Origin of the sequence: Staphylococcus sp. SM3655 (assembly GCF_016917315.1) — a bacterium.
Taxonomy (GTDB): domain Bacteria; phylum Bacillota; class Bacilli; order Staphylococcales; family Staphylococcaceae; genus Staphylococcus; species Staphylococcus aureus.
The window spans coordinates 2,444,157-2,461,453 of sequence record NZ_CP070305.1; the positions used below are offsets into that span (position 1 = coordinate 2,444,157).

General features: G+C 33.3%; 16 protein-coding genes and 1 other annotated feature (1 of these 17 only partly in view). All 16 genes read right to left on the bottom strand.

Annotated elements, in window-relative coordinates; all coding sequences use genetic code 11:
* Positions 1 to 337: 337 nt before the first annotated feature.
* Complete coding sequence (locus JQN76_RS11930; protein WP_000717800.1) at positions 338 to 1,213, bottom strand: N-acetylmuramoyl-L-alanine amidase family protein; 876 nt, start codon at positions 1,211 to 1,213, stop codon at positions 338 to 340.
* Positions 1,210 to 1,662, bottom strand: a complete 453-nt coding sequence (gene dtd / locus JQN76_RS11935; protein WP_000869983.1) for a D-aminoacyl-tRNA deacylase — start codon at positions 1,660 to 1,662, stop codon at positions 1,210 to 1,212. The genes JQN76_RS11930 and dtd overlap by 4 nt, the downstream gene beginning before the upstream one ends.
* Positions 1,663 to 1,673: 11 nt before the next feature.
* The gene (locus JQN76_RS11940; RefSeq protein ID WP_001058583.1) at positions 1,674 to 3,863 is read right to left on the bottom strand and encodes a RelA/SpoT family protein; all 2,190 of its coding nucleotides are present in this window, start codon (positions 3,861 to 3,863) and stop codon (positions 1,674 to 1,676) included.
* 427 nt (positions 3,864 to 4,290) lie between these two features.
* Positions 4,291 to 4,809: an adenine phosphoribosyltransferase gene (locus tag JQN76_RS11945; RefSeq protein ID WP_000364542.1), complete on the bottom strand. Its 519-nt coding sequence runs from the start codon at positions 4,807 to 4,809 to the stop codon at positions 4,291 to 4,293.
* A gap of 21 nt (positions 4,810 to 4,830) precedes the next feature.
* The gene (gene recJ / locus JQN76_RS11950) at positions 4,831 to 7,104 is read right to left on the bottom strand and encodes a single-stranded-DNA-specific exonuclease RecJ (RefSeq protein WP_000594991.1); all 2,274 of its coding nucleotides are present in this window, start codon (positions 7,102 to 7,104) and stop codon (positions 4,831 to 4,833) included.
* A gap of 202 nt (positions 7,105 to 7,306) precedes the next feature.
* A complete protein-coding gene (secDF, locus tag JQN76_RS11955; RefSeq protein ID WP_000749795.1) occupies positions 7,307 to 9,586 on the bottom strand; it encodes a protein translocase subunit SecDF in 2,280 nt (759 codons plus the stop codon).
* Positions 9,587 to 9,860: 274 nt separating this feature from the next.
* Entirely contained in the window at positions 9,861 to 10,121 is a 261-nt protein-coding gene (gene yajC, locus JQN76_RS11960) for a preprotein translocase subunit YajC (protein WP_001160682.1), read from the bottom strand.
* A gap of 18 nt (positions 10,122 to 10,139) precedes the next feature.
* Entirely contained in the window at positions 10,140 to 11,279 is a 1,140-nt protein-coding gene (gene tgt, locus JQN76_RS11965) for a tRNA guanosine(34) transglycosylase Tgt (RefSeq protein ID WP_001112045.1), read from the bottom strand.
* Between the two features lie 22 nt (positions 11,280 to 11,301).
* Positions 11,302 to 12,327 (bottom strand): tRNA preQ1(34) S-adenosylmethionine ribosyltransferase-isomerase QueA, encoded by a 1,026-nt coding sequence (queA, locus tag JQN76_RS11970; RefSeq protein WP_001019178.1) that lies wholly within the window; start codon positions 12,325 to 12,327, stop codon positions 11,302 to 11,304.
* Between the two features lies 1 nt (position 12,328).
* Complete coding sequence (ruvB, locus tag JQN76_RS11975; RefSeq protein WP_001005768.1) at positions 12,329 to 13,333, bottom strand: Holliday junction branch migration DNA helicase RuvB; 1,005 nt, start codon at positions 13,331 to 13,333, stop codon at positions 12,329 to 12,331.
* Between the two features lie 31 nt (positions 13,334 to 13,364).
* Positions 13,365 to 13,967 (bottom strand): Holliday junction branch migration protein RuvA, encoded by a 603-nt coding sequence (gene ruvA / locus JQN76_RS11980; RefSeq protein WP_000271547.1) that lies wholly within the window; start codon positions 13,965 to 13,967, stop codon positions 13,365 to 13,367.
* A gap of 13 nt (positions 13,968 to 13,980) precedes the next feature.
* Positions 13,981 to 14,436, bottom strand: coding sequence for an ACT domain-containing protein (locus tag JQN76_RS11985; RefSeq protein ID WP_000368902.1), 456 nt, complete (start codon positions 14,434 to 14,436; stop codon positions 13,981 to 13,983).
* A 12-nt stretch (positions 14,437 to 14,448) separates the two neighbouring features.
* Positions 14,449 to 15,741, bottom strand: a complete 1,293-nt coding sequence (gene obgE / locus JQN76_RS11990; RefSeq protein WP_000496100.1) for a GTPase ObgE — start codon at positions 15,739 to 15,741, stop codon at positions 14,449 to 14,451.
* Positions 15,742 to 16,228: 487 nt separating this feature from the next.
* Positions 16,229 to 16,513 (bottom strand): 50S ribosomal protein L27, encoded by a 285-nt coding sequence (gene rpmA / locus JQN76_RS11995; RefSeq protein ID WP_000916187.1) that lies wholly within the window; start codon positions 16,511 to 16,513, stop codon positions 16,229 to 16,231.
* A gap of 11 nt (positions 16,514 to 16,524) precedes the next feature.
* Positions 16,525 to 16,845, bottom strand: coding sequence for a ribosomal-processing cysteine protease Prp (locus JQN76_RS12000; RefSeq protein WP_000633692.1), 321 nt, complete (start codon positions 16,843 to 16,845; stop codon positions 16,525 to 16,527).
* 5 nt (positions 16,846 to 16,850) lie between these two features.
* Positions 16,851 to 17,159, bottom strand: coding sequence for a 50S ribosomal protein L21 (gene rplU / locus JQN76_RS12005; protein WP_000457386.1), 309 nt, complete (start codon positions 17,157 to 17,159; stop codon positions 16,851 to 16,853).
* 12 nt (positions 17,160 to 17,171) lie between these two features.
* Positions 17,172 to 17,297: a sequence feature (ribosomal protein L21 leader region), on the bottom strand (it continues 71 nt past the right edge of the window).

The window sequence follows — 17,297 nt, forward strand, 5'->3', positions numbered from 1 at the left end:
GCCTGAAACTGCACAAGGGACGAATATCCGTGTTGCCACCCTCATTGGTTTAAAAAACATGCCTAATTGTAATCATCATTACTTTTTATAAGCGTGCATTAAATAAACCCACTCAAAACGTTTAACGTACGTTTAACGGCTTTACTTTTCATAAAGCACCTCTTCTTGTGTTCAATGTATATAAACTACTCAGCATAATCTTTCAGTCTATGGATTATATTCCTACACAATCTTAGTTAGATTGCTACCTATTTCATTTACCATTTCAAGAATACTAACGGTTTTAGTTATAAAATTCAATATCAATGATAACTACTTTCACATATTTTTGCAAGCCCTACGCAGAAAAATAAATTTTAAGGCCATCAACAATTGCTTGTTCTAAAATTTGTCTATGTAATTGATCTTTAATCATCGTTTCATCAGTTGGGTTACTAATATAACCTAATTCTAATAAAACAGCAGGAACTTTTGTTTGTCTTAACACTTGATAATTTTCTTGTCTTGAACCGCGATTAGAAAGTAGACCTTTCTTCTGAATCGTAGCGTCTAACGTATCTGCTAAAGCTCTTTGATTATCATGATACCAATAAACTGTCATTCCATTTGCATTAGATGATTCTAATGCATCATTATGTATACTCAAATAGGCATCGCCTTTGATATCACGATTTTCTAGTGAAACATATGTATCGTCTGTTCTTGTCATCTTAACAGTTGCGCCTTCTTTTTCTAAAGTACGTTGCAATTCTTTTGCTGTTTTCAACGTATAGTCTTTTTCTAAACTTTTATATTTAGTATTGCTTGAAGCACCCTGGTCACTACCTCCATGACCAGGATCAAGCACTATTGTTTTACCTTGCAAAGGATTTTTCTCCTTCGTATTATCCGCGACAATATCTAAATTTGTGTGCCATCCAGCTATCCAACCTTTTTCATTACTGGATGTATCTTCAACTTCAATCCATTTACCTACTTTACCAATCTTTTTAAAATGGTCACCTTTCTCAACTTTATATATGACTGGATACGCAGCGTTTGGACCTGTACGTAATTCAGCATTTTCAGTTATCGTGATGTTCCCACTATCTTCACTATTGCTATTCAGCAATAAAAATAAAAAGATGATAAATAAGACAAAGGCAATCACTACTATTAGAGTACGTTTATTTTTAAGACCCTTTTTAGATAACCATGCCTCTATTTTTTTCATTGAATTTTGCCGTCCTGACTTTCATAAATAATAGTGACTGGACCATCATTATTTATGCTAACATTCATGTGTGTTCCAAATTCACCTGTTTTCACAGTAAGACCATACGCTCGTAGCGCATCATTAAAATACTCATAAATTTTTACCGCTTGATCAGGATTTTTAGAATTTGAGAAACCTGGACGGTTACCTTTTTTTACATCTGCATAGAGAGTAAATTGTGAAACTGATAGTATTTCACCATTCATTTGTTGGATATTAAAGTTTAATTTATTATTGTCATCTTCAAATAATCTTGCATTAGCAATTTTCTTTGCAATTACATCTGCATCTTGCTCTGTAGAGTTCTGACCGATACCGACTAATAAACAATATCCTTTTTTGATTTGATTATTTAATGTATCATTCGTCACCGATGCTTCTTTAACTCTTTGTACAACTACTTTCATATTTTGCACCTCTAGTTCCAAACTCTTGTTACTGTATAAACATCACCAAGTTGTTTGATCTTTTCTACCACACGATAAACATCATTCACGTTTTTCACCATGACACTAATATTTATTATTGCATTTTTATCAATATCTGAACGTCCTGAAACTTTAATTAAATTGCCGGCTGTCGAGCTAACAGCTTGTAGTACTTCATTCAACAAGCCATTTCGGTCATACGCAGTTACCTCTAAATCAACCTGATATTTTTGAGTTGCGTCTTTTGATTTTACCCATTCAACATTAATTAGTCGTTCAGTTTCGTTCTTAATATTTGGGCAATCAGTGCGATGTACTTTAATACCGTGACCTTTGGTGATATAACCTACAATATCATCACCTGGTATAGGATTACAACATTTTGACAACTTGATAAGTACATTTTCTAAACCTTCTACATAGACACCACTATCAGTAATGATGTTGTCTTTAATAGGCAATGATTTCGTAACTTCTTGTGCTTCATTTAAAGCACGTTGTTTATCTAAAATACGTTGTCTTTCAGTTAATTTATTAACAATCTGTAAGGATGTCACGCCGCCAAATCCTACAGCTGCGAATAAATCATCTTCATTTGCAAAGTTATATTTTTCATTAACAACCTGAATATTTTTCTCTGTCAAAATATCTTCGACTCTAAATCCTTGCTCTTTTATTTCAGCTTCAACCATCATTCGGCCTTTTTCAATATTAGATGAACGATCTTGTTTTTTGAAGAAACTTTTAATTTTACCTTTGGCACTAGACGATTTAACAATTTTCAACCAATCACGACTTGGTCCATATGAATGTTTACTAGTACGTATTTCAACAATATCGCCTGTTTGTAAAATATAGTCAATTGGTACAATTTTGCCATTCACCTTGGCACCAATCATCTTATTACCTACTTCACTGTGAATCGCATAAGCAAAATCAATCGGCACAGCACCATATGGCAACTCAATAACATCACTCGCTGGGGTAAATGCGTATACTTTGTCACTCTGTAAGTCATATTTTAAGGTTTCCATAAATTCTTGAGCGTCAGACGATGTATGATCCGCTTCAGCTAATTCTTTTAACCAATTTAACTTATTTTGATAAGTTTGATCTTTTTCACTTACTTTTTTACCTTCTTTGTAAGCCCAGTGTGCTGCAACACCATGCTCAGCAATTTCGTGCATATCAAACGTTCGTATTTGGATTTCGAGCGGGTCTCCATTTGGACCTACTACTGTAGTATGCAATGACTGATACAAATTTTGTTTAGGCATTGCAATATAATCTTTAAAACGTCCTGGCATCGGTTTCCATAACGTATGCACCAACCCAAGTATCGCATAACAATCATTAATAGAATTGACAATAACACGTATCGCCAACAAATCAAAAATTTGATCAAATTGTTTTTTCTGCTTCATCATTTTCCGATAAATACTGTAAATATGTTTAGGTCTACCATTTATATCGCCTTCGATATTCATTCGGTCCATTTCAGTACGTATTCTATCAATAGCCGTTTCGATATACGCTTCACGTTCACTACGTTTCTTCTTCATTAAATTGACTATTCTAAAATATTGCACATTATCAATATAACGAAGAGCCGTATCTTCTAGTTCCCATTTAATTGTATTAATACCAAGACGATGTGCTAAAGGTGCATAAATTTCTAATGTTTCTCGAGAAATTCTAATTTGTTTTTCACGCGGCATGGCTTTCAAGGTACGCATATTATGTAATCTGTCTGCTAATTTCACCAAAATTACGCGTACATCTTTGGCAATCGCAATAAATAACTTGCGATGATTTTCAGCTTGTTGTTCTTCTTTTGAGCGGTATTTTACTTTTTTAAGCTTCGTCACACCATCAACAATTCGAGCAACTTCTTCATTGAACATTTCTTTTACATCTTCAAATGTATACGGTGTATCTTCAATTACATCATGCAAAAAACCTGCGACAATCGTCGGTCCGTCTAATCGCATTTCTGTTAAAATACCTGCAACTTGTATAGGATGCATAATGTATGGTAATCCGTTTTTTCGGAACTGACCTTTATGTGCTTCATAAGCAATATGATAGCTTTTTAAAACATACTCATATTCATCTGCTGACAAATATGATTTTGCTTTGTGAAGAACTTCGTCTGCACTATATGGATATTCGTTGTTCATTATATGATACACCCCATTCATATTTATTACTTCGCCTTAAACAATGATTTAGGTACTCTTGTTGAATAGTATTTGTCCCACACCAATCATACGTCCGTCGACGATAAATATTTATCCTGTCGTCATTAATCGTAATATTAATTTTACTTGAGCGAGTTTAATTTGTATACTATTCCTACTTTTAAAACTTTTACAAAAATTCGACCTAAATCTACTGTTTCATTTTTTAAATATTAGTTCTATGATACTACAATTTATGAAATAAATAAACGATGTTATTAAGGTATAATGCTCAATCATCTAACATTTTCAGTAAATAAAAAATCCTAACATCTCATGTTAAGAAAACTTAAACAACTTTTTTAATTAAGTCATGGGTTCTTATACATTTGATGAAGGATTTCATTTGATAAAATTATATTATTTATTATTCGTCGTATGAGATTAAACTCATAACATCGTAATCTTTAATTTTTTCAATACCATTTAAATATTTCAATTCAATTATAAATGCAATACCTACTACAATACCGCCTAATTTTTCAACTAATTTTATTGCTGCTTCAATCGTACCACCAGTAGCTAATAAATCATCTGTAATTAACACACGTTGACCTGGTTTAATTGCATCTTTGTGCATTGTTAAAACATTTGTACCATATTCTAGGTCATACTCATAACGAATGACTTCACGAGGTAATTTCCCTTCTTTTCTAACAGGTGCAAAGCCAATCCCCATTGAATAAGCTACAGGACAGCCAATGATAAAGCCACGCGCTTCAGGTCCTACAACGATATCAACATCTCTGTCTTTTGCGTATTCTACAATTTTATCTGTTGCATAGCCATATGCTTCACCATTATCCATAATTGTAGTAATATCCTTGAAACTAACACCTGGTTTCGGCCAATCTTGAACTTCTGATACGTATTGCTTTAAATCCATTAATATTTCCTCCTAAATTGCTCACGACAATTGTGACTTTATCCAATTTTTTATTTCTGAAAAATCTTGATATAATAATTGCTTTTCAACATCCATACGTTGTTGTCTTAATTGATATACTTTGCTGGAATCAATCGATCTTTTATCAGGTTGTTGATTGATTCGAATTAAACCATCTTCTTGTGTTACAAATTTTAAGTCTAAGAAAACTTTCAACATGAATTTAAGTGTATCTGGTTTCACACTTAAATGTTGACACAATAACATACCCTCTTTCTGGATATTTGTTTCTTGTTTAGTTATTAATGCTTTATAACACTTTTTAAAAATATCCATATTAGGTATACCATCGAAGTAAATCGAATGATTATGTTGCAAAACTATATAAAGTTGAGAAAATTGCAGTTGTTGCAAGGAATTAGACAAGTCTTCCATTGACGTTGGTAAATCTCTTAATACTACTTTATCAGTTTGTTGTTTAATTTCTTCACCATAATAATATTCATTCGCATTTACTTTATCACTTTTAGGATGAATAAGCACGACAATATTTTCATCATTTTCTGTAAAAGGTAAACTTTTTCGCTTACTTCTATAATCTAATATTTGCTGTTCATTCATCGCAATATCTTGAATAATTATTTGCGGTGATTGATTACCATTCCATTCGTTGATTTGAACAGATCCTAATATATTAATTGGCTGTTCATCTTGTAACTCAGGTTCTAAGTGTCCATTTTGCCAAAATAGCGCGGCGATATTACTTTCACCAAGTGTCAATTTTAGATGATTTTTTTGTTGACCTATCGCCTTAACTGAAGAAACTGATAAATCATCCATTTCAAAAATAGGTCTAGAAAAATCTGTTCCGAAGGGTCTTAAACGATTCATATCACGAATATTTTTAATCGTTATATCATTTTCTGTTAATAATACATCTACTTGCTTTACGGGATCTAACGAAGTTGTTTTAGATAATTCTTTCATCCATTTATTTAAACCTTCAGCTAACGATTCTATATTTTCAATATCCATCGTCATACCTGCAGCCATATGATGGCCGCCAAATTTAGCGATTAACTCTTGATGTGCTGATAGTATTTCAAACATCGACACTTGATCAATTGATCTGGCGGAGCCTTTTGCATGATTTTGCTCCCTATCAATATTTAAAATTAATGTTGGCAAAGCAAATGTTTCGACAATTTTCGAAGCAACAATACCTAAGACACCTTCATGCCAATTTTCTTTTGCTAAAAGTAAAAATAAATCTCCCTTTTTAACTTTCGTTTCTGCCATAGCCATTGCTTCTTCTGTGATAGTTGCTACAATATCTTTTCTTTCACGGTTAAAATGTTCAACTTGTTCTGCTAAAAATGCAGCTTCTTCTTCGTCGTCAGTCATCAACAATTCGCAAGCTAATGATGCGTCATCTAAACGACCTACAGCATTAAGTCTAGGTCCAATAATAAAACCAATTGTTTCTTCATCAATATTGTCATTGTATCCCGCTTCTTTTAGCAATGCTTTAACAGAGGTCGGACATTGATCATTTAAGACTTTTAATCCTTGTTTCACTAATGATCGATTTTCATCAGTTAAGGATACTAAATCCGCAATGGTACCTATCGCAACTAATGCTTTAAAATAATCAGGTACATTTTCAATCAATGCTTGTGCTAATTTGTATGCAACACCTGCACCACACAATTGTTGGAACGGATAATTAAACGATGGATGCATTGGATGTACGATTGCATATGCTTCTGGTAATGTACTACCAATTTCATGATGATCAGTTACAATGACATCAACTCCTAAATCTTGAACCATTTTAATTTCATTATGACCTTGTATGCCATTATCAACAGTTATGATTAATGTTATGCCTTCATCATGAGCATTTCTAAATGCTAGTTCGTTTGGTCCATATCCTTCGGTAAAGCGGTTAGGAATATGCCATCCTACTTGTGCACCTAAAAGTTGTAATGTTATCACTAAAATTGTAGTTGCGGTAACACCGTCGGCATCGTAATCACCATAAACTAGGATTTTCTCATCATTCGCTATCGCTCTTTTAATTCTTTCAATAGTCTTAGTCATATCGCTCAATTGCAGTGCATCATGATTGATATCTGTATCTGAAATGATGGATTCTATTGCTTGTTCATCAATAATCGATTTACTTTCTAATATTTTTTTTACGATTGGCGTTAACTTTAATTTTGATGTTAATTCATCACTTATGTATTCAGCTGGTTTAGTTAATTTCCACTTATACTTCGGTTTAATCATATATATTTACGCCTCATTTCCAAAAGACATTATATCTAAAATTACTTTAAATAAAAAGCACTTATCTAAATAATCAAGACTTTAATTATACCATTTTTTAAAAATGAATGCGGGAACTTATTTATATATATTTTGTTAAATTTAAATAAAGTAAAAAGCGGTATGTGAACTCTTTATTGTTTCACATACCGCTTAATTCATTTTAAACTAAAATCTTTTCATCGTTCGATTTCTTTTCTTTATATACAACTAATTTGTGTTTCGGCGATTTTTTCAACTGACGTTTTTTCATTATTCCCCATAGCGGAACGGCAATGAAGATTGAAGAGAATACACCAGAAATCAATCCGATAAATAATGCTAAAGTAAAGTTGAATATCGTAGGAGCACCGAAGAATAGTATAGCAACTACTACTACAATAACTGTTAATACTGTATTAATTGAACGTGTCATTGTCTGTCTAATTGATCTATTAACGATATCATCAATTTGTTCTGTTGTCGTAATCACTTTAACCTTTTGTAAGTTTTCACGTACACGGTCAAACGTTACGATTGTATCATTAATTGAATAACCGACAATTGTTAATACAGCGGCGATAAATGTTAAATCTACTTCAATTCTAAATAAACTGAAAATCGCTACTATAATGAATACATCATGTAATAATGCCAATACAGATGAAAGACCCATGCGCCATTCAAATCGTAATGATACATAGATGATGATACCTATCGATGCATAGATTAATGCAAGCATTGCATTTTTTGCTAATTCCTGTCCAATAATTGGTGATACAGTGTTAATTTGAGGTGTGTCACCGAATTTCGATTTAATATTATCACTCAATTTATTATCTTGAGCACGCGTTAAATCGTCTTTAAATTGAACAGTTGCTACTTTATTGTCTTTACCATTGATCTGAATTTGATCCGCTTTAAGTCCACTATCTTTTACAACTTGCTCTACCTTTTGTTGAGTAATTGCTTGTTTAGATTGGAAATCTACGCGTGTACCACTTGAGAAATCAATTCCTAAGTTTAACTTGAAGATATAAAGAATAACTAAACCGACAACTACAATTAAAATACTTACTCCAATTAATGGCTTAGCTAATTTAACAAAATTCCATTTCTCGAATGAAGTTTTAAGGTCATGAACATCTACACCTTCATTAATATCATGTCGTTTATTCTTTTTAACACCAAATAACCAAAATTGATTTTTGAATATATTTGATGAAACAAGTAATGATAATAAGAATCTTGATAAGAACACGGCTGTAACAAAGATCATTAGAATACCTAATAATAACATTGTCGCGAAACCTTTAACTGAACTTTCACCGAAGAAGAATAATACTGCTGCGGCGATAACTGTTGTTAAGTTAGAATCAAAAATTGTTAGGAATGAACTTTTGTTTGCTTTAGAAAAGGCTTGCTTTATCGTTCTACCTATTCGAAGTTCATCCTTAATACGCTCATACATGATAATATTGGCATCTACAGCCATACCTACACCTAATACCAACGCCGCTAATCCTGGTAAAGTTAGAACCCCGGAAATGAAATTAAATGCTACTAACGTTAGATAGATATAAGTTGTCAATGCAATAATCGCTACTAAACCAGGTAATCGGTAGAATCCAAGCATGAATAAATAAATTAATGCTACACCAATAAACGATGCAAACACAGTTTTATCTAATGCATCTTGACCAAATTGGGCACCTACTGAGTTTGAATAAATTTCTTTCAAGTCAACTGGTAAAGAACCTGCATTTAACAATTCGGCGATTTGTTTTGCTTTTTTAACGCCTTCTTGTCCTTTAAATCCACCCGAGATTTCTACGCTATCAGAATTGATTGGTTGATCAACACTTGCTGCAGAAATAAATTTAGGGTTTTTCTTTTGTGCTTCTTTTTTATAGCTGTCACCTTTTTTGAAATCTAACCAAACAACCATGACATTATCACGTTTCTTAGAGATTTCTTCCGTTACTTTTTTAAATTTGTTTTTGTCTTTTACTTTAAAAGTAACTGTAGGCTGGTTTGTTTCCTGTTTAAATTCTTGTTTGGCAGATCCCTGTTTAATATCAGAACCGCTTAATTTTACTTTATCTTCTGCATCGCGAATTGTTAAATTAGCTTGAGAAGATAAAATTTTACGTGCTTCATTCTGGTCTGTTACACCAGCAAGTTGAACTCTAATTCTATTAGGTTCTTCAACTTGAATTTTAGGTTCCGAAACACCTAAAACGTTAACACGATTTTCTAATGTTTGCGCTGTTGATTGTAAGGCTTTTTTATCTATTTTGTCGCCTTTATTTAAAGGATCGACTTGATAAAGCACCTCAAATCCACCTTGCAAATCAAGTCCTAAATTGACATTCTTTATAACACTTTTATAAGTTGCAGCCATTCCGGCAAACAACAATACGACTAAAAGCAAGAACGCAATTATTCTACTACTTTTCTTCACATGAACACCTCATTATTTACGTATGTATTTAGAATACTTGAATACTATTTTATAACGCAAGTTAAATCTTTCTTACAAAATTTATTAGCCTTATACATATTAACATACTAGAGCAGGGAGTAAAAATAGTCATAGATATATTTAATTTAAATTTAACAATTATTATGTATCACAATTTCTTTTTTTGGAATAAAAATAAGCTATTCTACATACTACTTATAACTTAAAAAGGATGAAACGCTATTCGTTTCATCCTTTTTAATACCACTTCTCATTATGAAGGGTCAACTTGTTTAATAGCAGGTTTTTCGAAAGTTAATTCAGTACCATGACCATTAACTGTAATAACAACAGTTGTTTCATCTACTGCTTTAACAGTACCTTTAATACCACCAATAGTTGTAATTCTTTGACCAGATTGAATGTTATTAATCAACTCACGATGCTGTTTCGCACGTTTTTGTTGTGGTCTGATCATCAAGAAATACATAACCGCAAAAATTACGACTATATATATTAGTAATGAAAATTGCATTTTATACGCTCCTCTTGCTTAAAAGTTTTTTGGGTTCTCAACATTTAATCCATATTGCTCGAAGAATTCTTCTTTGAAATCTAAAAGACGATCTTCTCGAATGGCTTGTCTTATATCTTCCATTAATTTTAGCAGAAAATGTAAATTATGAATAGTAGTAAGACGAATACCAAAAGTTTCCTCTGCCTTGATTAAATGACGTATATACGCTCTTGAATAGTTTTGACATGTATAACAGTCACAATTCTCATCTAACGGTCTTAAATCATCTGCAAATTTTGCATTTTTAATAACTAAACGACCTTGCGATGTCATACAAGTACCATTTCTGGCAATACGTGTCGGTAAGACACAATCAAACATATCCATGCCGCGAATACTACATTCGATTAACGCATCTGGAGATCCTACACCCATTAAATATCTTGGTTTATCTTTAGGCATAAACTGCTCTGTATGTTCAACCATTTTATACATAACCGGTTTAGGTTCACCAACTGACAAACCGCCGATTGCATAACCAGGAAAATCTAATTCTACTAAATCCTTTGCACTTTGTTCTCTTAAATCTTCATATTCGCCACCTTGTATAATGCCGAACAATGCTTGATCTTCAGGTCTTTGGTGTGCATCTAGACATCTTTTCGCCCAACGTGTTGTACGTTCAATAGATTTTTTTACATAATCATATTCAGCAGGCATCGGTGGACATTCATCAAATGCCATCATAATATCAGATCCTAAATCATTTTGAATTTGCATTGATTTCTCAGGACTCAAAAATAATTTAGACCCATTAGTATGATGTCTAAATTCCACGCCTTCTTCTGTAATTTTACGTAAATTACTTAAACTAAACACTTGGAAACCGCCTGAATCTGTAAGAATCGGACCATCCCAATTCATGAATTTATGTAATCCCCCAGCGTGTTTGATAATATCATTTCCGGGTTGTAACCACAAATGATATGTGTTGCCCAAAATGATTTTTGCTTCAATTTGTCTTAACTCTTCTGGACTCATTGTTTTAACGGTTGCTTTAGTACCAACTGGCATAAACATAGGTGTTTCAAATGAACCGTGTGGTGTGTGCACGATACCTAAACGCGCACCTGATTGTTTACAAGTTTTAATGTGTTCGTATGTTACTGCAGGCATATTCAAAATCCTCACATTCTTTTTATATAATTAACATTGCATCGCCAAAACTAAAGAATCTATATTCTAAATTTACTGCTGTTTTATAAGCATTCAGAACATTTTCACGAGTACTAAACGCTGATACTAGCATAACTAATGTTGATTTTGGTAAATGAAAATTAGTAATCTGTCCATCAATTGCTTTAAAATCAAATCCTGGATAAATAAATATATTAGTCCAGCCACTCGTTTCAACAAATTTATCATGATCGCGTCGAATTGTTTCAAGTGTACGTGTTGAAGTTGTACCAACTGATATAATGCGATGTCCTTTGGACTTAGTATCATTTAATAAATCAGCTGTTTCTTGTGTCATTTGATAATATTCACTATGCATTTCGTGGTCATTCACATCATCGACGCTCACCGGTCTAAACGTACCTAACCCAACATGTAATGTAACAAATGCGATATTAACGCCTTTATTTTTAATTTCAGTTAATAACTCATCAGTAAAATGTAATCCTGCTGTTGGTGCTGCCGCTGAACCACTTTCTTTAGCGTAAACTGTTTGATAACGATCTGGATCATCTAAACGTTCTTTGATGTATGGTGGCAGTGGCATTTCCCCTAATTCATCTAATCTTTCTTGTAAAATACCTTCATAATGTAAACGCATGATGCGTCCACCTTGATCCATTTCTTTTATGCACTCAGCTATAATTTTGCCATTACCAAAATTCAATTTATTACCAACTTTAATACGCTTAGCTGGTTTCAGTAAGACTTCCCAATCATTACCTTCAATTTGAGTTAACATTAACATTTCAACTTTTGCACCAGTTTCTTCTTTTAAACCAAAAAGTCTAGCTGGCATTACTCGCGTATCGTTAAGCACTAATGTATCACCAGGTCTAAAATACTCAATGATATCTTTGAAATGTAAATGTTTCATTTCACCAGTTTCTCTATCCATGACTAATAAACGACTATGATCACGATCTTTTAAAGGCGTTTGAGCAATTAATGATTCTGGTAAGTCATAGTCAAATTCTTCAATATTCACGTTATCCTCTCTCCTCATTCGACTTTGCAAAATGTTCATAAGCTAATGGTGTTGCTTTTCTGCCACGTGGCGTACGTTCTAAAAAGCCTTTCTGAATAAGAAATGGCTCATAAACGTCCTCAATTGTAATACGTTCTTCACCAATTGTTACGGCAATCGTATCTAAACCAACAGGTCCACCATTATACTGCTTAATAATACAGTTCATCATTTTATGATCAATGTAATCTAGTCCGTGTTGATCAACTTGAAGTAAACCTAATGCGTGCTTCGTTGTTTCAATGTATATTTGTTCATCTTCATTCACTTGCTGGAAGTCTCTTACCCGCTTCAATAGTCGATTTGCTACTCTTGGAGTCCCTCTAGAACGTTTAGCAAGTTCAATGGCACTTTCTTCATCAATACCTGTGCCTAAAACCTCAGCTGTTCTAATAATGATTTCTTTTAAATCTGATTCATTATAATATTCTAATCTTAAGTGCACACCAAATCGATCCCTTAGTGGACCTGTTAAGCTGCCAGCTCGCGTTGTTGCACCTACCAAAGTGAATGGAGGTAAGTCGATACGGATACTTCTAGCCTCATCGCCTTTACCAATGATAATATCTAAAAAGAAATCTTCCATTGCAGGGTATAACACTTCTTCAACAACACTACTCAGTCTGTGTATTTCATCAATAAACAAAACATCTCCAGGTTGAAGTCCTGATAAAATTGCAGCCAAATCACCAGGTCTTTCTAATGAAGGCCCTGATACTGTACGTATATTAACTTCCATTTCATTGGCAATGATATTAGATAATGTTGTCTTACCTAATCCAGGGGGGCCAAAAAGCAATACATGATCTAATGGTTCATGACGAAGTTTAGCCGCTTTAATAAATACTTCTAAATTACTTTTTATTGAATTTTGACCAATATATTGTCGTAATCTCGTAGGTCTAAGCGACAATTCGAAATCAGTTTCTTCACTATGCATTGATTGATCAACCATACGCTCATTCATGACAACACTTCCCCTATTAATCTATTTAAAATTAAGATACAACTAATTGAAGACCTGCCTTAACAGCTTCATCAACTGAGTCATATTTATTTTTATTTAACGTTTTCTCAACTTTTGCAAGCTCTCGTTTAGAATAACCTAATGCTTCTAACGCTAACATTGCTTCTTGCACGAATTGATCTTGCACCGTCGAAGTAGCGTCTACTTGTAATAATGAATCGCTATCTTCTTCAGTGATTTTCACTTTACCTTTTAAATCTAAGACAATCTGTCTTGCCGTTTTCTTACCAATTCCTGGGAATTTAGTTAAATACGTATCATTTTCATTTTCAATGGCACGTTTTACTTCATTAGGCGTACTTGTCGCTAAAATAGCTAAAGCTGATTTCGGACCAATACCAGTAACTTTAATTAAACTCAAGAACATATCTTTCTCTTCTTCACTACTAAATCCATACAATAATTGTGCATCTTCACGAACAATTAAAGATGTATGAATTAAAACTTCATGATCTAGATGCTTTTGAAAACGATAAGAATTTGGTGTTTGAATTTCATAACCAACACCAGCAGTTTCAACAACTACGTGTGTAGGATATAAATGTGTTAACTTACCTTTGACATACGCGTACATTATAGGCACATCCTTACATACTCATACTAATTAATTCTACTTTTGATACATAATCTAAATTTCTCAAAGCACCAATAACATCTTCTACTGAAGTTTCTTTAGATTTAGCATTCAGTGATAATGTTATTGTTGCTTTTTCTTCCATTGGAATACTTTGATGAATCGTTAATACAGATAGTTCTAACTTTGATATAACATCTAGTACACGTGCCAACATACCCACAATATCAGTTACATATAAAATTAATGTAAATTCTCGATGGTCAAGCATTTTATCGTCTACTGGAAATATCGTTTCTCTATATTTATAAAAAGCACTTCTAGATAGATCAAACTGTTTAACGGCATCATAAATGGACAATGTCGGATCACTTTTTAAGGCATCTTTAATCTTCAATGTTTTAACCACGGATTCAGGCAAGACATCTTCTCTAATTAAATAAAACTTTTTATAATCTTTATTGTCCATCATGTTACGCTCCTATTCAACGAATTCAAATTCTCCGCCAAGAATTCTAACGATATCACCATTTTTACAACCACGTTCTCTAAGCGCATCATCAATACCCATCGAACGCATTTGACGAGCAAATCGACGTACTGCTGGATCACTGTTAAAGTCAGTCATTTTAAACATTCTTTCAATAGCATTACCACTTACCACATAAGCACCATCATCATCTCTTGAAATTGTAAATTTATCTTGTGACGGTGTATGTTTATATAATACTCGGTTAATGCCAACTGACTCCTCTTCTTCAACTGTGAAGTCAACATCTTTATATTCTTCTAATTTATCTGCTATTGCATATAATAATTGATCAATATTATCACGCGTTATTGTTGAAACTGGAATAACTGGCACATCTTCGCCAATTTCTTCTTTAAACAAGTTTAAATTATCTTGTGATTCAGGTAAATCCATCTTGTTAGCTACTACGATTTGAGGTCTATCTTCTAAACGTTGCTCGTACGCAGCTAATTCTTGATTAATGACTTTATAATCTTCAATAGGTTCTCTACCTTCAGAACCGCTCATATCAATCATGTGAACAATAACTTTTGTTCTCTCTACATGTCTTAAAAATTGATGTCCTAATCCAACGCCATCAGATGCACCTTCAATTAAACCTGGTAAATCTGCCATAACAAAACTACGTTGATCAGGCGTTGAAACAACACCTAGATTTGGTTTAATCGTTGTAAAATGATATGCCCCAATTTTAGGCTTAGCTTTTGAAACGATAGATAATAAAGTCGATTTACCCACACTAGGGAAACCTACTAATCCTACATCAGCTAATAATTTCAATTCTAAAGATACATCTAATTCCTCACCTGGTTCACCTTTTTCACTGAAGTCAGGTGCAGGGTTTCTAGGTGTTGCAAAACGTGAATTACCTCGGCCACCTCGACCGCCCTTCGCTACTACAGCTCTTTGACCATCTTCAACAAGATCTGCTAACACTTCGTCTGTTTCAACATTTTTAATAATTGTACCAGGTGGAACTTTTAATACTAAATCTTCCGCATTTTTACCATGCATATTACTACTTTGGCCATTTTCACCTTTGCTTGCTTTAAAATGACGTTGATATCTAAAATCTAATAACGTTCTTAAACCTTCATCCACTTCAAATACGACTGAAGCACCTTTACCACCGTCACCGCCAGCTGGTCCACCAAATGGTACATATTTTTCTCTTCTATATGCGGTAATACCATTACCACCATCACCGGCTTTAAGAGATATTTTGACTTGATCGACAAACATATATCTCACCTCTTTTACATATAATTTTCATTTTCCCAATAATTATAGCATATTAGAGCCCCTTATATATTGTAAATAATTAGGGGCTCTTATGCAGTTGCTTTTAAATTTACTTTACTCAAATTGCTGATATTTCCGAGTACCAAATATGATACTTTTTTTGCTTTTTATACTGCAACTGTATTCTTTTGTCCCCTTATAGTTTAGCGATTAGGGGCTCTTATGCAGTTGCTTTTAAGTTTACTTTACTCAAATTGCTGATATTTCCAAGTACCAAACATGATACTTTTTTGCTTTTTATACTGCAACTGTAATCCTTTTAGCCCCTTATATATTGTAAATAATTAGGGGCTCTTATGCAGTTGTACATTTAGTATAACGTCTAAAATTCCCATTTTTTAATAACATAATTAAAATAATAATGAAAAACCTTTTATAAAAAGTAAAAAACACCAGAAGATTCACTTCTGGTGTTAACTAGACAAAATTATTCAGCTACTGCATATACAGAAACTTGTTTTTTGTCGCGACCTTTACGTTCGAATTTAACAACGCCGTCGATTTTAGCGAATAATGTATCATCGCCACCACGACCTACATTTTCACCAGGGTAAATTTTAGTACCACGTTGGCGATATAAAATTGAACCACCTGTTACGAATTGACCGTCAGCACGTTTAGCACCTAAGCGTTTTGATTCAGAGTCACGTCCGTTTTTTGTAGAACTTACCCCTTTTTTAGATGCGAAGAATTGTAAGTTTAATTTTAACATCGGAATGCACCTCACTTATAATTTAATCTAATATTCTCATTATATTCTTCTTCAATAGTTTGTAAAGACACAAGCATTGTTTGAAGAATTAGTTGCGCTTCATCGTTATTTGTATCAACGCTTCTTATATGAAAATGACCACCATTGTCGTCATAATTGATATCTGGTCTCTCAGATGTCAATCCTATAATCGCATTAACACTACCAAACAATACAGCTGAAGCTCCAGCACAAACGATATCATGACCATATTCACCATGGTCAGCATGGCCATCCATAATAACGTCTGTTACTTTGCCTTCATCATTAACTGTAATATCAACAGTAATCATAATAATTACGCGTTGATTTTATCGATTGTTAATTTAGTGTATGGTTGACGATGGCCTTTTTTACGTTTTGAATTTTTACGACGTTTGTATGTGAATACAGTGATTTTTTTACCGCGACCTTGTTTATTAACAGTAGCAGTAACTGTTGCACCTTCAACTGTTGGCGCTCCAACTTTAACTGAATCTCCACCTACAAATAATACTTTATCAAATGTAAAAGTATCTCCTTCGTTTACGTCTAATTTTTCAACGAAGATTTCTTGACCTTCTTCTACTTTGATTTGTTTTCCACCTGTTTCAATAATAGCAAACATACTTTGCACCTCCTGTATAATAAGTCACGCCATACATAGGTGACATTTCGTTATTGAGTCAAGCGTTTGCACTCTACGTTGTTTCGGTCGCAACTCGAGTCATTTATAAACATAAACTCTTCTCGTTTCTTCCTTCAA

What these genes read in the sequence shown, in the direction of transcription:
- yajC (WP_001160682.1), bottom strand. Translation starts at nt 10,121, where the DNA reads ATGCAATTTTCATTACTAATATATATAGTCGTAATTTTTGCGGTTATG.
- JQN76_RS12000 (WP_000633692.1), bottom strand. Translation starts at nt 16,845, where the DNA reads ATGATTACTGTTGATATTACAGTTAATGATGAAGGCAAAGTAACAGAC.
- ruvB (WP_001005768.1), bottom strand. Translation starts at nt 13,333, where the DNA reads ATGAATGAGCGTATGGTTGATCAATCAATGCATAGTGAAGAAACTGAT.
- JQN76_RS11945 (WP_000364542.1), bottom strand. Translation starts at nt 4,809, where the DNA reads ATGGATTTAAAGCAATACGTATCAGAAGTTCAAGATTGGCCGAAACCA.
- rpmA (WP_000916187.1), bottom strand. Translation starts at nt 16,513, where the DNA reads ATGTTAAAATTAAACTTACAATTCTTCGCATCTAAAAAAGGGGTAAGT.
- ruvA (WP_000271547.1), bottom strand. Translation starts at nt 13,967, where the DNA reads ATGTACGCGTATGTCAAAGGTAAGTTAACACATTTATATCCTACACAC.
- tgt (WP_001112045.1), bottom strand. Translation starts at nt 11,279, where the DNA reads ATGCCTGCAGTAACATACGAACACATTAAAACTTGTAAACAATCAGGT.
- rplU (WP_000457386.1), bottom strand. Translation starts at nt 17,159, where the DNA reads ATGTTTGCTATTATTGAAACAGGTGGAAAACAAATCAAAGTAGAAGAA.
- JQN76_RS11985 (WP_000368902.1), bottom strand. Translation starts at nt 14,436, where the DNA reads ATGGACAATAAAGATTATAAAAAGTTTTATTTAATTAGAGAAGATGTC.
- obgE (WP_000496100.1), bottom strand. Translation starts at nt 15,741, where the DNA reads ATGTTTGTCGATCAAGTCAAAATATCTCTTAAAGCCGGTGATGGTGGT.
- dtd (WP_000869983.1), bottom strand. Translation starts at nt 1,662, where the DNA reads ATGAAAGTAGTTGTACAAAGAGTTAAAGAAGCATCGGTGACGAATGAT.
- recJ (WP_000594991.1), bottom strand. Translation starts at nt 7,104, where the DNA reads ATGATTAAACCGAAGTATAAGTGGAAATTAACTAAACCAGCTGAATAC.
- JQN76_RS11940 (WP_001058583.1), bottom strand. Translation starts at nt 3,863, where the DNA reads ATGAACAACGAATATCCATATAGTGCAGACGAAGTTCTTCACAAAGCA.
- JQN76_RS11930 (WP_000717800.1), bottom strand. Translation starts at nt 1,213, where the DNA reads ATGAAAAAAATAGAGGCATGGTTATCTAAAAAGGGTCTTAAAAATAAA.